The sequence below is a fragment of the Acinetobacter albensis genome (assembly GCF_900095025.1).
Lineage (GTDB): Bacteria > Pseudomonadota > Gammaproteobacteria > Pseudomonadales > Moraxellaceae > Acinetobacter > Acinetobacter albensis.
The window spans coordinates 180789-195825 of the sequence record NZ_FMBK01000004.1 but is presented as its reverse complement, the minus strand read 5'-3'; the positions used below and the strand labels follow the sequence as shown (position 1 = coordinate 195825).

12 protein-coding genes are annotated in these 15037 nt (G+C 38.1%); 4 read left to right on the top strand and 8 right to left on the bottom strand.

Annotation, left to right across the window (positions count from 1 at the left end; genetic code table 11):
* Nucleotides 1–11: 11 nt before the first annotated feature.
* Complete coding sequence (htpG, locus tag GA0116959_RS04660; protein ID WP_092718831.1) at nt 12–1937, top strand: molecular chaperone HtpG; 1926 nt, start codon at nt 12–14, stop codon at nt 1935–1937.
* Between the two features lie 203 nt (nt 1938–2140).
* Here htpG and GA0116959_RS04655 read toward each other — a convergent pair whose 3' ends face one another.
* From GA0116959_RS04655 to GA0116959_RS04640, 4 genes are all read right to left on the bottom strand, one after another.
* The gene (locus tag GA0116959_RS04655) at nt 2141–3271 is read right to left on the bottom strand and encodes a hypothetical protein (protein ID WP_092718829.1); all 1131 of its coding nucleotides are present in this window, start codon (nt 3269–3271) and stop codon (nt 2141–2143) included.
* Between the two features lie 85 nt (nt 3272–3356).
* The gene (locus GA0116959_RS14170; protein ID WP_141684225.1) at nt 3357–4919 is read right to left on the bottom strand and encodes a hypothetical protein; all 1563 of its coding nucleotides are present in this window, start codon (nt 4917–4919) and stop codon (nt 3357–3359) included.
* Nucleotides 4920–4928: 9 nt separating this feature from the next.
* Nucleotides 4929–5108, bottom strand: a complete 180-nt coding sequence (locus tag GA0116959_RS04645) for a hypothetical protein (RefSeq protein WP_092718825.1) — start codon at nt 5106–5108, stop codon at nt 4929–4931.
* Between the two features lie 477 nt (nt 5109–5585).
* Nucleotides 5586–5801, bottom strand: a complete 216-nt coding sequence (locus GA0116959_RS04640) for a hypothetical protein (protein ID WP_053579385.1) — start codon at nt 5799–5801, stop codon at nt 5586–5588.
* Nucleotides 5802–6041: 240 nt separating this feature from the next.
* Here GA0116959_RS04640 and GA0116959_RS04635 point away from each other — a divergent pair, with 240 nt between their 5' ends.
* A complete protein-coding gene (locus GA0116959_RS04635) occupies nt 6042–6242 on the top strand; it encodes a dodecin family protein (RefSeq protein ID WP_053579386.1) in 201 nt (66 codons plus the stop codon).
* Between the two features lie 120 nt (nt 6243–6362).
* Here GA0116959_RS04635 and GA0116959_RS04630 read toward each other — a convergent pair whose 3' ends face one another.
* Entirely contained in the window at nt 6363–7064 is a 702-nt protein-coding gene (locus GA0116959_RS04630; protein ID WP_092718819.1) for a DsbA family oxidoreductase, read from the bottom strand.
* 177 nt (nt 7065–7241) lie between these two features.
* Here GA0116959_RS04630 and GA0116959_RS04625 point away from each other — a divergent pair, with 177 nt between their 5' ends.
* Nucleotides 7242–7991: a hypothetical protein gene (locus GA0116959_RS04625; RefSeq protein WP_092718816.1), complete on the top strand. Its 750-nt coding sequence runs from the start codon at nt 7242–7244 to the stop codon at nt 7989–7991.
* Between the two features lie 119 nt (nt 7992–8110).
* Here GA0116959_RS04625 and GA0116959_RS04620 read toward each other — a convergent pair whose 3' ends face one another.
* The 3 genes from GA0116959_RS04620 to ompR form a co-directional block, all read right to left on the bottom strand.
* A complete protein-coding gene (locus tag GA0116959_RS04620; protein WP_092718813.1) occupies nt 8111–9628 on the bottom strand; it encodes a succinyl-CoA:acetate CoA-transferase ScpC in 1518 nt (505 codons plus the stop codon).
* 205 nt (nt 9629–9833) lie between these two features.
* Nucleotides 9834–11294: an ATP-binding protein gene (locus GA0116959_RS04615; RefSeq protein WP_092718811.1), complete on the bottom strand. Its 1461-nt coding sequence runs from the start codon at nt 11292–11294 to the stop codon at nt 9834–9836.
* 256 nt (nt 11295–11550) lie between these two features.
* Complete coding sequence (gene ompR / locus GA0116959_RS04610; protein WP_004650626.1) at nt 11551–12315, bottom strand: osmolarity response regulator transcription factor OmpR; 765 nt, start codon at nt 12313–12315, stop codon at nt 11551–11553.
* A 336-nt stretch (nt 12316–12651) separates the two neighbouring features.
* On the opposite strand from ompR, the gene GA0116959_RS04605 reads away from it, so the two are divergent.
* Nucleotides 12652–15018: a Tex family protein gene (locus GA0116959_RS04605; protein ID WP_092718809.1), complete on the top strand. Its 2367-nt coding sequence runs from the start codon at nt 12652–12654 to the stop codon at nt 15016–15018.
* Nucleotides 15019–15037: the final 19 nt, after the last annotated feature.

Here is a 15037-nt window from a genome sequence, read left to right as displayed (position 1 = left end):
AGGAGCGATTAATGAGCGACCAAAACCCACAAAAACATAGTTTCCAAGCGGAAGTAGCCCAACTTTTACATTTGGTGACGCATTCACTCTATTCAAATCCTGAAATTTTCTTACGCGAATTAATTTCTAACGCCTCAGATGCGTGTGATAAGTTGCGTTTTGAAGGGATTAATCATCCTGAATATTATGAAAATGACCCTGAATTGCATGTTCGTATTCATTTCGATAAAGAGCAAAAAACCCTCACCATTTCAGACAATGGGATTGGTTTAACTGAACAAGAAGCAATTGATAATTTGGGAACCATTGCTAAATCGGGCACCAAGGACTTTATGTCTAAATTATCGGGTGATCAAAAAGCTGATGCACAATTGATCGGTCAGTTTGGCGTCGGTTTCTACTCAGGATTTATTGTTGCTGAAAAAATTACGGTTGAATCTCGTCATGCGGGTACAGCAGCATCGGACGGTGTGCGCTGGATCAGTACAGGTACAGGTGAGTTTGAAGTAGAACAAGTCACCAAGGAAAGCCGCGGTACAGATATTATTTTACATTTGCGTGATGATGCGCTGGAGTATTTAGAAGCACACAAAGTGAAGCAGATTGTAAATAAATATTCTGATCACATCAGTCTACCCATTGAAATGCAAAAAGAAGTTTGGCAACAAGACGAAGTTGCTGAAGGTGAAGAAGCTCAAGAAAATGCTGGCTCGATGGTTAAAACAGATGATTGGGAAGCCATTAATTCTGCGAGCGCACTTTGGACGCGCAATAAGAATGAGATTACTGAAGAACAATATATTGAGTTCTATAAAAATTTAAGCCATGACTTTGAAGCACCATTAGCATGGGCACATAACCGTGTAGAAGGTAGCACTGAATATACACAATTGTTATATATTCCAAGTAAAGCGGCTCACAATATTTTTACCCGAGAAGCCAAAGCGGGCATTAAGTTGTATGTAAAACGCGTGTTTATTATGGATGAAGCAGATAACCTGATTCCAAATTATTTACGTTTTGTACAAGGGGTCGTCGATAGTGCAGATTTACCACTCAACGTCAGTCGTGAATTGCTACAAGAAAGCCGTGATGTCAAAACTATTCGTGAAGGGAATACCCGCCGTATTTTGACCATGTTAGATGGTTTAGCGAAATCGGAAGATGAAAAAGATCAAGAAAATTTCAAACAGTTCTATGCTGAGTTTGGTTCAGTGATTAAAGAAGGTTTGGGAGAAGACTTTGGTAATCGTGAACGTATTTTAAAACTGTTACGTTTTTCAACGTCGAACAATGATGAAGTTTCAACTTCTCTGGCAGATTATAAAGCACGCATGAAAGAAGGTCAGAAGGCCATTTATTATGTGACTGCGGATAGCCTAAATGCTGCAAAAAATTCACCGCAACTGGAGTTATTCAAGAAAAAAGACATTGAAGTACTCTTGATGGCTGACCGTGTAGATGAATGGTCGATGGAATTCGTGAATGAATTTGACGGTACGCCTATGCAAAATGTATCTAAAGGTGCTGTAGATTTAGGAGATTTACAAGACGCTGAAGAGAAAAAAGCATTAGACGTTGCAGCTGAACAGTTTAAACCTGTGGTCGATAAAATGACCGATTCATTAAAAGCCAAAACTAAACAAGTTCGTGTGACAACACGTTTAGTCGATTCACCTGCATGTTTGGTAACAGGTGAGGGTGAACTTTCTCCTCAGCTTATCCGTATGCTTAAGCAGGCAGGTCAGGCGATTCCAGAAAGCAAACCAATTTTAGAAATCAATCCAGAACACCCACTGGTGAAAAAACTAGAATCTTCAAATCAGTTTGATGATTTGGCGCATGTGATTTTTGATCAGGCTGTCATTGCTGAAGGTGGTTTACCTGAAAATCCAGCTGAATATGTAAAACGTATTAATAGTTTGTTATTAAAATAATATTACGTAATTCAGCGCAAGATAAAAATATTTTGTGATGAATACCAGTCAGTTAAACCACTGACTGGTATTTTTATTTGTAGAAGAACGGTATTCAAAAATGGGTTATGGTTTTATGACACAAAAACATTCACGATTTGAATCACAGTAGAACATTCAGTTTTTATGGTTTTCTCGCTTGAATCCTATCAATGAAAAGAAATTTAGAATAAAGCTTCCAGACGAATCATCGTACTCAGAAAATGACTACGATCTTCTCGATGATCATTAAAATAATTTAAATTTCCTTGAACATACAGCCATTCACGCCATACCGGTTGTTTCCACGACATAAAAGGTCCCCAGCTGTTTAATCGTAAATCTTTGTTATTCAGGAAACCACTGGTATAGAGACCATAACTAAAACTATTTTCATGGAAAAACTGATGTTGTCTAAACAGATTATTATCCCAAGTTAAGTCATCATCTTGTTCATCTGCATAGGTCAAATTCAATTGATTGGAGAGAAAAGCCTGATTGGGACGAGCATGAATTAACTCTAAATTGGTTCTTAAATAATTTTCACTATCCACGCCATAGCGATAAATTTGCTCGGCATGGAATTTGAAATCATTTTCTAATTGCCAATCTTTAGAGGCTTTTAGACGTAGATAAACATCATCCCCCGAACGTAAACCTAAATCTAAATCTGTTTCGAAAGGAATATACTTAGAAAAATCTGACCAGCGTAAGGCAAAAGAGCTGTTATTTTCTCGGGTGCGCTGTGGGTCTAAGGTTTTATTATTGAGGTTACTGGCATTTTCATTGGTAATCGCGACATTATTCTCTAATTCATTGTCGAGTGAATCATCACCAAAAACGAGACTCACTTTACGCTCTAAAGTAGGTAGCTTAATCCGGCCACGTATACGGGGTTTAATTTCGTAACCATCGTGTTTGTTCCAGCTATTGTCTAGCAAGATCCTTAAGGTGGCAGAAGCAGGTTGATCGGGATCAGTTTCACCAAACCAGTTATCAATTTTATGCGAGGTACGATCTGCCCAATTCTTAATTTTGACTTGCTTACGATCGACCCAAGTACGATCTTCAGTTTCAATCACTGGAGGAACAATTGGTTCATTGGATTGTTGTGGTAAAAAAGTGGGTGTTGCATCAATCCAACTGGGAATTTGATAGAGTAAATTTCCATCGACTTCTGGACTGGATAATGAATTCTGATTTTCAGGTAAATCAATTTGTGTGGTTGATGTTTCCGCTGCATAAGCAGAATACATCATTGCTGATAAAACCGTAAATAAGAGTAATTTTGATAACATTTTTTTGTCTTGAGACATAGCCCTGCTCTTATAATTTTAACCCTGACCTAGTGTGATAAAAAAATAGGTGAAAAAGCAAGTTTTTTCTACAAAAAATAGAGACTTAATGGGTAATGTTTTTTTGAATTGCGTCATAGAGTTGGGTCACATGAATTGGTGAGTTTAACTGGTTGATCACCGATTGAATGCTTTGCCAAGTGATACCTTGTTGGCGATCTAATAATAGATAAGGATAAGCAGATTCTTGTAAGGATAAATTTAAACGATTTTTGCCATGAATGAGGCGTATTTTTTGTTTTTCTTTTAACAACAGCAGGGGCGTTTGTATATCGGCAGGGCTTTCTTCAAACTGAATAAATTTCTGAGTCTGAAAAAGGCTGTTAGGAATAAAAGCTTGATAATTTTCCATGTGCCAACTGAAATCAGATTGCTGAATATAGCAATAAAATAGGCGTTCAATATTGGTCAAATTAGCCTGTAAATTGTCCCAAGAAACCGTTTTAATTGCCAAAATATGTTGTTGATTTTGAGCAGTAAAGCGAGGCATCAATTGTGCGGCTTGAGTACTATCATCTGCACCAAACAAAGCCAGATATTTAATGAATTGCCCTTGTTTGGAAAGCTGCTCAGCCAAATAAATTGGCTGCTGTTGCCAAAGGTTCAAACTAGATGAATAAAATAATAAATCAAGATGTCGAGAAAGATCAGGCAAGCCCACAATATTCATGACATATAAATCGACAGGCGAAAAATCCTGATTCATAATTGGATTCAAATCAGCCAAATATTCATTTAAGCTGATTTGCTTTGCAAAAGTTTGCGAAACAGCATTTTGATTTGAAGAATCTTCACTGATTGCTGTTATTGGAATTTCGGTACTATTCGGTGTTAAAGAATGGACTATTGGGTGTGATTCAATCGCTGTGTCAGAGTCAGCCTGTTGTTGAAACGTGGTCAAATCAATCGGTTGTGACTTTTTTGATAAATCCGATAGGGATACAGATTGTTGAATTTGACTTGAATGAACGTGCTCGCTTTTTTCTTGCGTAGTTTGAATAGATAAATTCAAATCTGTTTCTGTTTCTGTTTCTGTTTCTGTTTCTGTTTCTGTTTCTGTTTCTGTTTCTGTTTCTGTTTCTGTTTCTGTTTCTGTTTCTGTTTCTGTTGGCTGAAATACAGCTCCAATATTCATCAAAGGTTGTTTGAGTTGAACGTCAGTTTTTAAGCAATGATAGATGCTTTGCTGTTCAAGTAACCAAGAATAAATATCGTCTAAATCGCCCCACTGACTGGTGATTGCTATACCTTTTGAGGCTGTCATTAACCAAATTTGCCAACCTGTTGCCGGATGATACAAAATCCCCCAACCAGAATCTGAATATGCAGATAATGCTTCTTCAAGCAAATTAGTATCCTGAAATACTCCCTGAAAAGTTTGTCGATATAGCGTGTGATCGGCAAAATCATGCGCTGCCTGTTCAGGTTGTGTCCGTGCTTTAAATTTTAAAATTTGTTTTTTGAAAATAGGTTCATCACATAAATTAAAAATTTCATGCAAACGAGCTTTCGAATAGGCAATTTGATAAAACGATAAGGAACGATGTTCTAAGCCATCAATTAATGCATGTAATTCTTGGATCAGCTGAGCTTTTTCTAGAACATTCATGCGCTGACCTTAAAGATGCTGATGTGCTTTTTCTAAATAGCTCGCTAAAACTAGATTTATTGCCAGTTCTAGTAACTTGTATTCAGACGACGTCGGATTGGTATGCTTTTTGGCAAGCATCATTAATTGATCAATATTGATCGCTTGTGGTGGAAGTTTGCCTTGAATAAGCGCTTGAAGTTGCTGCATAAGAAAATATATTAATTCTAGGATAAGTGATTTAAATAGCCCATTTGATTATAGGGATTTATATGAAAAAAACATGATAAAAAGTGTCATATTTTGTGCATTTATAGACCGGAATAACAAGAAGGGTAAGCCTATAAGGAAGTCTTCGGAGAGATTAATTTAGCGAAATATATCGCTCATCAATTCAATTGAACAAATTCTTTAAGTTAATATTTTTATTCTTATTGATGATTCCATACGTATCTTTTAAAAGGCATTTTAAGGTAAGTTTTGAGTAGCAATGGCTCGAACCGTAGTTATAGTTTATTTTGTAGACATAGCTTTCAGTGTGTTTTTAAGGCGAAAAATTAAAAATAAATCTTAAAAAACGATAGTTTAAGTTCAATTTAGTTTTAAAAATTGAATATAAATCATCTGATTATAGTGATGAGGTCAAGATAAATTGCTGATGCAATTTATCTTGAGAAATTAAAAAAATCAGTTTTTATGACACTTGCTTTGACATTTTTTTTCATAAACTTTGCCAGAAATACCGCCAATAATCGCACCACTAATTGTACCAAAAACGGGTAAGACACTGCCAGCAACTGCACCAATCAAAACACCCTTCGCAGTTGGCGAAAAACGCGATTTAGCTTTTGGCGTGGTTTGTGTAGTTGAATCATGAGCTGAATTATGAATGTTAGTGTTCATGTTTACCTCTTGATATGATGAGAATGAACAAAAAGTTCGACATCACTAGCCTAACCAATTGGCCAAATTATGCTGTCCTCGCCTTGTGTAGATACGTTGTCTTTTGTAAGCATTGCAGGTCTGACGATATCATTGTGATGTTAGATGTAAGTTTTTGCGATGTAATGTAAAAAACCCCAAATCTGATTAAAAAATAGCCTATGATCATGCTTCAAAATAATAAATTTTAAGGGTTAAATTATGGCTATTGCAAAAGTAGTAGAAGTGAACTCAAGCAGTAATAAAAGTTTTGAAGATGCAATTCAGACAGGTATCCAAAAAGTCACAGAAACAATCAAAAATGTTCAAGGTGCTTGGATCAACGAACAAAAAGTAGTGATTAAAGAGAATAAAATTATAGAGTATCGGGTCAATTTAAAAATCAGTTTTTTGGTAGATTAAATTCAAATCAAGCAGTTCATCTGTCCGCATTTGAGTATTAAAGATCATTGGATATATTGTACTAAGAAAAAATCCCCTTAATTGGGGACTTTTTTCTCATCAAAAAATTATTGATTCATTTTAGCTTTTAGGCACATTGCAGGCATTATCTTGATCATTCTCTGCTGTTTCAGCATCTAAATTTTCTACTGCTGCGGTCTGTAAAGCTTTTTCAAAAACTTGTAAAAATACTTCACGAGGCTGAGCACCAGCTAAAGCAATACGTTGATCAAATACAAAGAAGGGTACACCTGTGACTTTTAATTGATCACGTGCAACATCTTCATCAAATTTAACAAAATCTGTGTATTCCTCCGAATCTAACACATCTTCTACTTCAACTGGATTTAGCCCAATCCGTGCTGCGACATCTTCAATCGTTTCGCGCTCGCCAATCGGTAAACCTTGAGTCATGTAACTATAGAAAAATGCTTCTTTGGCTTCTGAACCCAAGCCTTTACTTTGTGCCAAATGAATAATACGGTGCGCATTAAATGTGTTGCCTGAGTTGGCATTTTCCCAGTTAAACTGGATACCTTCTTCAGCTGCCATAGTGGCAATATTGCGTTGCATTTCTTCAACTTCTGCAATGGTTCGCCCATATTTTTGCGCAAGGCGTTCAGAGTTGGAGACTTCTTGACGAATAGGTGCCTCTGGATCAAGCTCATAGCTATGCCAGTGTACTTCAAGTTCAAGGCCTGCTTGTTGGGCAGCGGCTTCTAAACGCTTTTTACCAATATAACAAAACGGGCAAACCACATCTGACCAAATATCTACGCGCATGCTAAATCTCTTCTGTTTTCTTGCCTATAATGATAGGGCTTTGGACAAAAATTTAAAGTATTAAATGTGAATTAAAAAAATGGGTATAAAATCCACTTCTATTTTAGATGAATAAATGATCAGTTGGCTGCTAAATCAGGCTATCATAATCAAAAGTCCGTACAAAAGGAGTTTCGTATGCCTAGAGTTTTTGTCATCTTGGCGTTGGTGACGTGCAGCTTATTTGGCTGGATGTTTTATCAATATACGGCTCAACAAAAGGAACTTCATCAGCTTAAAAGCTATCAAACCGTGCTATATGAAAAAGCAGAACTGATTTATGAGCAAGCACAAGACTGGACGCAGCCGATTCAACTTGATGTTTCAGATCATCGCCTACACGGCGATTATAAAATCATGGCAGATTTTGTTTTAAATGACATGATTGAAAATGCAGAAGCCCGAAATCAATATTTACGTCAGCTCAAAGCCATTCAATGGGATCAGTTTTTAAATATTGAGCGTTTAGACAAAGACCGGAAACAAAAATTTATTGCAACTGAACAGATGTTAAAACAGGCACATCTTTTGGCTGCGCAATACCAACAACAGACTCAACGACGTGAAGCAGAGAGTTTAGAAAAAGCCAAACATTTATCGATTCAAACTCGTCTAAGACAGCAATTAATCAAAAGTTTACGTGAAAGTCGGGAAAGTGATCAATCACAGGCTTTATTTGCACTAGAACTCAAAATATTGAATAAGGCCGATGCTTTATTTGCCCTGCTTAAAAATAATCAATGGGAAAAAAAGAACAAAACCTTCATGTTTTATCAGGATAAAGCGGTAAAGCAATTTAATACTTTATACCAAGAAGTTTTACAGCTCAATGCAGCAATCGACAAGGTCAAAAAACAGAATCGAAAAGCTATTGAGCAGCGTTTATAAGATAATTTAGTGCTCTACTTTAAATCCTTTGCTGGATGTGAGGTTTATATTTTTTCTGAATAGAGAACAATAAAAAAGCGTACCGAGGTACGCTTTTTAAATCATATTAACTGATTTGATTAAGCAATTTTAGCTTCAGGAAGTGCGACCAGCATTTGACCTTGTTCTTCAAAGTTAACATGCCATGAAAGTGCTTCACGTAATAAGTGTGGCGTGTGTCCACCTTTTGCCGCTGCACGATCAAAGTAATCATTCAGTGCATCACGATACATTGGATGTGCACAATTATTAATAATCGTGTGAGCGCGTTCACGTGGGGCTAAACCGCGTAAATCAGCAAGACCTTGCTCAGTCACCAAAATATCAACATCGTGTTCAGAATGATCTACATGAGAAGCCATAGGGACGATTGAAGAAATATCCCCGCCTTTCGCAATCGACTTGGTTACAAAAATAGCCAAGTGTGCATTACGTGCAAAGTCGCCAGAACCGCCAATACCATTCATCATTTTGGTACCACAGACATGCGTTGAGTTAACGTTACCGTAAATATCAAACTCTAATGCTGTGTTAATTCCAATAATCCCTAAACGACGAACCAATTCAGGATGATTTGAGATTTCTTGTGGACGTAACACCAATTTGTCTTTATAGGCTTCAAGATTGTTAAATACTTTTTCACCATATTTTGCAGACAGGGTAATTGAGCTTCCTGAGGCAAATTTCATTTTGCCTGCATCAATCAATTCAAAGGTACAGTCTTGTAGTACTTCCGAATACATCACCAAATCTTCGAAATTCGAATCTTTTAGACCGGTTAAAACAGCATTGGCAATAGAGCCAATACCTGCTTGTAATGGCCCTAAGTTTTTAGGTAACCGACCTTGTGCTACTTCTTGTTCAAAAAAATTGATCAAGTGATTGGCAATGCCTTGAGTCTCATCATCTGGAAGGGTCACAGTCGATGGAGAGTCATGATATTCATTGTTAATGACGATGCCTACAATTTTTGCTGGATCAATATTAATTGCATGAGTACCAATACGTTCATCCACTTGGGTCAGTGGAATAGCTTGACGCGTTGGACGATAGGTCGGGATGTAAATATCGTGTAAACCTTCAAAAGCTGGACTTAAGTTGGTATTAATTTCAATAATGACTTTTTCTGCAAAAATGGCGAAACTCGCAGAGTTACCTACAGAAGTACTTGGAATAATGCCGCCATCTTCAGTGATTGCAACAGCTTCAATAATAGCGACATCTGGTTTCTTCAATTGTTGATTACGCATTTGTTCAACTGTTTCAGACAAATGCTGATCGATGAACATCACTTCGCCATTGTTAATTGCTTTACGTAAAGTATTGTCTACTTGAAAAGGTAAGCGACGTGCCAATACACCTGCTTCAGTTAATTGTTTGTCTAGGTCGTTGCCTAAACTCGCACCAGTAATTAACGTAATTTTTAAAGGATGTTGCTTTGCTTGTTTCACGAGAGCTAATGGGACTGCTTTTGCTTCTCCTGCACGAGTGAATCCACTCATGCCTACAGTCATCCCATCTTGGATAAAAGTTGCAGCTTGTTCTGCGCTCATGACTTTATCATGAAGTGATGCTAAACGAATACGATCTAAAGACATGGGTTACGCTCAATTCTTGTTCAAACTTAGACGGATTGTACCGTCCTAAAAACAAATTGTGCATGCCTGTTAGGCTAAGGTCTAATTTTTTGAAAAAATGCAGCTATAAGATATTTTGATGATTTTTAAGCACCTGATTTTTATAAAATAAAAATAAAGAGATAATATATTTAGCAAAATTAAATGGAGTTAAATTGACCAAGTGTTAAAAATGATCAGTAAAAGTTTGCTTAATTTTTTCTAAAGTACTGTGAGGTAAAGTTTCTTCTACGGGTTCCTGAGGAATTGGTAGGCGGATCAGTGCTTCTAAACCACCTTGAGCCCGATTATGAATAGTCAATTGGCCTTGGTGTAAATCGACAATGCGTTTGACAATTGCAAGTCCCAAGCCGCTGCCTTGTATCGTACGCGCTTCATTGCCTCGAACAAAAGGCTGCATTAAGTCTTCAATTTGATCTTCTGGAATACCTGTACCGTTGTCAGCCACACAAATAAAAATATGATCATTTTCGACATGAGCTGACAATTCAATTGGTTCAGCTCCATAGCGTTTTGAGTTATTGATTAAATTACCAATTAAACGCTTTAAGGATTGGCTACGTGCCTGAATGAGTGGAACGTCTTGTGCAGTAAAACGTACATCTAAAGGTTTGAATTGAATCATTAACTCTTGTAATAACATGTTAATGTCAGTGTCTTGTAATTCCTCATCTGAACCATCGCGCATATAAGAAATAAATTGATTTAAGATGGCATCCATATCTTCAACATCATAAATCAGACCCTCTTTTAAGAAGTCATCCTCAGGCATCATTTCAGCACTTAAACGAATACGGGTTAATGGCGTTCGCAAATCATGTGAAATACCTGCCAACATAATACGGCGGTCGCGTTCGGTTTGGTCTAAAGTGTAAATCATATGATTAAACGCTTGATTGACCTCTCTAATTTCTTGCGGTCCATGATTGGTTTCAAGATAGGGTGCAGAACCTGTTTTACTGTAATTATTGGCCGCATTTTGCAGACGTCGTAATGGACGATTCAGTTGACGAACCAGCGTTAAAATAATGGCAGCAGCGATCAGCGGTACACCGAGTAACCAGCCAAACACCAACTCTGGACTATAGTTGGCATAGGTTTTTAATGGTTCTCGAACCCAATGTCCGTTCATTTCAGGAGTTTGAATCCAAATACGCGGACTTGGCTTAAATTGGAAATAAACGGTCACATTTTCGACTTTAAGTTCTTTGGCGAGTTTTTCTTCAATTTGATTGGTAAAAAATTCCGCAATGACTTTGTCTCGCACACTTGGATATTCTTTAGGGTCGGTAATATATTGAATACCGACCCGATTTTTTAACCAAGTATCCACATCAACTTCAGCGTCGTTATGAAAAATACGTAAATCTGGATTATTAATAATTTCTAATTCAACACCTAAATAACGCGCATGTTGCTGAATTTCTGGTAAATACAAGGTACGCCAAAAGAACCACAACGACATAAATAGACTAAAAAATACAATGAACAGAACCAATACTGTAGTACGCATGGCAGCTGAACGCGGCTTGATTTTGTCCAAAAAGCGTTCCCATCGGGTACGCTTCTTTTCTGAATAAGCTTCAAAATCTGTAAATTTTTGCGGGTCGATGGGTTCAAGTTTCACATTAGATTCCTGTGAACGTATCTGAGTGTGGGCAGTTTTTTATTCTTTATTACATTAGACCGCTGATGTCTTCGAGGGAAGCAGCGTGTGGTATAAATTTTTAAGACTAAATAATACTATTACAACAAGTCATGTTTTACCATTCGCTGAACCTGCAGGTTCCTATTTATTATACTTTACTTAATAAAGTTTGGCTCACACAGCAGCGAATGGCGTTACAGGACAAATAGAGGGATTATATGGTTAAATTTCGTTCTTATTCTGCACCATCTGGAACAAAAACATAACCCACACCCCAAACCGTTTGAATATAACGTGCACGTGCAGGATTTTCTTCAACTAAACGACGTAAACGGGAAACTTGAACATCAATCGAGCGTTCCATGGCCCCCCATTCACGACCACGTGCTAAATTCATTAATTTATCACGGGTTAAAGGTTCACGCGGATGTTGTACCAACGCTTTTAATACTGCAAATTCACCCGTAGTGAGCGTTACTACTTGACCTTCACGCGTTAAAGTACGGGTAGACAAATCTAATGACCATGGCCCAAATGAAACCACTTCCATATGTTGGCTTGGTGCGCCTGGCACTTCACGAACTTGACGACGCAATACCGCACGAATTCGCGCAAGTAATTCATTTGGATTAAAGGGTTTTGGTAAATAATCGTCTGCGCCTGCTTCAAGTCCTGCAATACGGTCAGAATCACTACCGCGTGCAGTCAACATAATAATCGGCGTATCGATGTTTGATTGGCGTAAACGTCGGCAGATACTTAAACCATCTTCAACCGGAAGCATAAAATCGAGCACAATAAGCGAGAAAAGTTCGCGCTGCAATAACCGATCCATTTGTGTTGCATCATGTGCAGTTTTGACCACGAAACCTTTATCTTCTAAAAAGCGCTGCAATAATGTACGCAAACGCACATCATCATCCACCACCAAAATCCGTTCGACGCGATCGGTTTCGGTATGTACGGGATCGGTCTTTTCCGCAGGTACAACTAAACTCATGATGTGCTCCTTTATTCTTTATTGTCATCGTAAACAAAAGTACGGATAACCTCGAGTATACGATTCATTTGTATCTGTTTACTATGCTCTAAAGCAACAAATATTGCAGTTAAAATCAAGACATAGATACCAAATGTATACATCTTGATTATGCTTTAGAAAGCTTAATCTAGCCGCTAAAAATCAGCTAATCGGTTAATTTTGTCATGAATTATAAAAAATAATTGAATTGGCAATATTGCCCACTTAAAAATTTAATCAAAACAATTGTGGATTTTATAGTCTTGGTCTTTATAATCATGCCATTTAGTACTTATCCTTGTGGGATCAAACACGATGACTGACTTAGTTCAGCAGTTAGCAAAAGAAATTGCGGTACGTCCGAATCAAGTAGAAGCGGCCATCAAACTCATTGATGAGGGTGCAAGTGTTCCTTTTATTGCACGTTACCGTAAAGAAGCAACTCAAGGTTTAGACGATACGCAATTACGTCAACTCGATACACGGTTATCTTATTTACGTGATTTATTTGAGCGCCGTGAAAAAGTCATTGAATCATTGAAAGAACAAAACAAATTGTCAGATGATTTGCTGAATCGCGTCAATGCTGCTGAAACCAAGAATGCACTAGAAGAGCTATATGCGCCGTACCGTCCAAAACGTACCAGCAAATCGTTTAAAGCCAGAGAAGCGGGTTTAGGTCTAGCTGCAGAAAAAATTGCGCATGAGATGATTGAACCAGCAGCAGCTTTAGCTGGCTTTAGCCATGAAGATTATCCTGATTTAGAGAGTCAGCTCGATGCAGTTCAGCATATTTTAATTGATGACTGGGCTCAAAATATTGCTTTGACCACCGATCTCAAAGCAACATTTGCCAAAACAGCGCTACTTAAAAGTTTAGTGGCCAGTGATGAGAAAAAAGAAGTCGGTAAAAAGTTCCGTGATTACTTCGATTTTTCTGAAAACTTGAATAAAGTACCTTCACATCGTTTATTGGCGATGTTACGTGGTCGTCAAGAAAATGTCTTGGGCTTAAAAGTCGATGGTGAGGATACTGCACCACTGTCCCGCATTGAAACTGAATACAATTTAGATACTGTTCAGCCACAAGCACGTCAAGATTATTTAAAACAAACAGCTAAACTGTTCTGGCTGGGTAAAATTCGTCCGCAAATTGAACATTCATTATTGACTGAAAAACGTTTAACGGCTGAAACCGAAGCCATGAATGTGTTTGCTGAAAATTTACGTCATTTATTGCTATCTGCACCTGCAGGGGCACGTACAACCTTGGGTGTTGACCCAGGAATTCGTACTGGCGTGAAGTTGGCGGTGGTCAATCAGTCAGGTGATGTATTGGCGCATAGCACCATTTATCCATTTGCGCCGAAAGAAGACAAAGAAGGTTCTATTGCTGAACTTACGCGCCTATGCCGTGAATTTAATGTCGATTTAATTGCAATTGGTAATGGGACAGCAAGTCGCGAAACTGAAGCGGTCGTCGCTGAAATGATGGCTGCAAATGCAGATCTGAATTTAACACGTGTTTCAGTATCAGAGGCAGGTGCATCGGTTTATTCAGCTTCCGAATTGGCATCGAATGAATTACCTGATTTGGATGTTTCTATCCGTGGTGCTGTATCGATTGCGCGTCGTTTACAAGATCCGTTAGCCGAATTGGTGAAAATTGATCCAAAATCTATTGGTGTGGGTCAGTATCAGCATGATGTCAATCAAACCGGTTTGGCAAAAACCCTAGAAGCTGTAGTCGAAGATTGTGTGAACTCGGTGGGTGTTGATGTGAATACTGCATCACCCGCGATTTTGTCTTATATCGCAGGTTTAAATAAATCGATTGCTCAGCAAATTTTTGATTATCGTAAAGAAAATGGCCCTTTTGACAACCGTCAAGCGTTAAAGAAAGTACCACGTTTAGGTGAACGTACATTTGAACAAGCAGCTGGTTTTTTGCGTATTCAAGCGGGTTCAGAACCATTAGATGCATCGGCAGTGCATCCTGAAAGTTATGCTTTGGTCAGTAAAATTGTGGAAGCGAAAGCGACTACAGTGAAAGATATTATTGGAAATTCTGAAATTATTCGCCAAGTAAATGCAGAAGAATTTGCTGATGAAAAATTCGGCCTACCGACCATTCAAGATGTTTTAAGCGAGCTTGAAAAACCGGGCCGTGATCCACGTCCAGAATTCCGTACTGCAAAATTCCGTGAAGACATTACTGAGGTGTCTCAACTTACGGAAGGGATGCAACTAGAAGGTGTAATCACCAATGTCACCAACTTTGGTGCATTTGTGGATGTAGGTGTACATCAGGATGGTTTGGTACACATTTCTGAATTGGCCAATGAATTTGTTGCCGATCCACATAAGGTGGCTAAACCTGGTCAAATTGTTCAGGTTCGTGTATTAAGCGTAGATGCTGAGCGTAACCGTGTGAATTTATCGATGCGTCCTGAAGGTTCAGAAGCACCTGTAAAAGCACCACGTCAGCCACGCCGTGAGCAAAACACTTCAACTGAACCACGTACTGAGCGTAAGCCACAAGCGAAACGTCCACAGCAGACGCGTCCTCAAAGTGATCGCCCACAAGTAGTGAAGAAACCACAATCAGCTAAACCTCAAGAGCAAAAAATTGGTGGTTTAGGTGCATTGTTATTACAAGCTGGGATTAAGGGTTCTAAATAATTTTTAGAATGCTTTAACT

Bases quoted from the DNA above. Each gene is read 5' to 3' on its own strand.
- GA0116959_RS04605 (WP_092718809.1), top strand. From the start codon at position 12,652: ATGACTGACTTAGTTCAGCAGTTAGCAAAAGAAATTGCGGTACGTCCG.
- htpG (WP_092718831.1), top strand. From the start codon at position 12: ATGAGCGACCAAAACCCACAAAAACATAGTTTCCAAGCGGAAGTAGCC.
- GA0116959_RS14170 (WP_141684225.1), bottom strand. From the start codon at position 4,919: ATGAATGTTCTAGAAAAAGCTCAGCTGATCCAAGAATTACATGCATTA.
- GA0116959_RS04640 (WP_053579385.1), bottom strand. From the start codon at position 5,801: ATGAACACTAACATTCATAATTCAGCTCATGATTCAACTACACAAACC.
- GA0116959_RS04655 (WP_092718829.1), bottom strand. From the start codon at position 3,271: ATGTCTCAAGACAAAAAAATGTTATCAAAATTACTCTTATTTACGGTT.
- ompR (WP_004650626.1), bottom strand. From the start codon at position 12,315: ATGAGTTTAGTTGTACCTGCGGAAAAGACCGATCCCGTACATACCGAA.
- GA0116959_RS04635 (WP_053579386.1), top strand. From the start codon at position 6,042: ATGGCTATTGCAAAAGTAGTAGAAGTGAACTCAAGCAGTAATAAAAGT.
- GA0116959_RS04645 (WP_092718825.1), bottom strand. From the start codon at position 5,108: ATGCAGCAACTTCAAGCGCTTATTCAAGGCAAACTTCCACCACAAGCG.
- GA0116959_RS04630 (WP_092718819.1), bottom strand. From the start codon at position 7,064: ATGCGCGTAGATATTTGGTCAGATGTGGTTTGCCCGTTTTGTTATATT.
- GA0116959_RS04620 (WP_092718813.1), bottom strand. From the start codon at position 9,628: ATGTCTTTAGATCGTATTCGTTTAGCATCACTTCATGATAAAGTCATG.
- GA0116959_RS04625 (WP_092718816.1), top strand. From the start codon at position 7,242: ATGCCTAGAGTTTTTGTCATCTTGGCGTTGGTGACGTGCAGCTTATTT.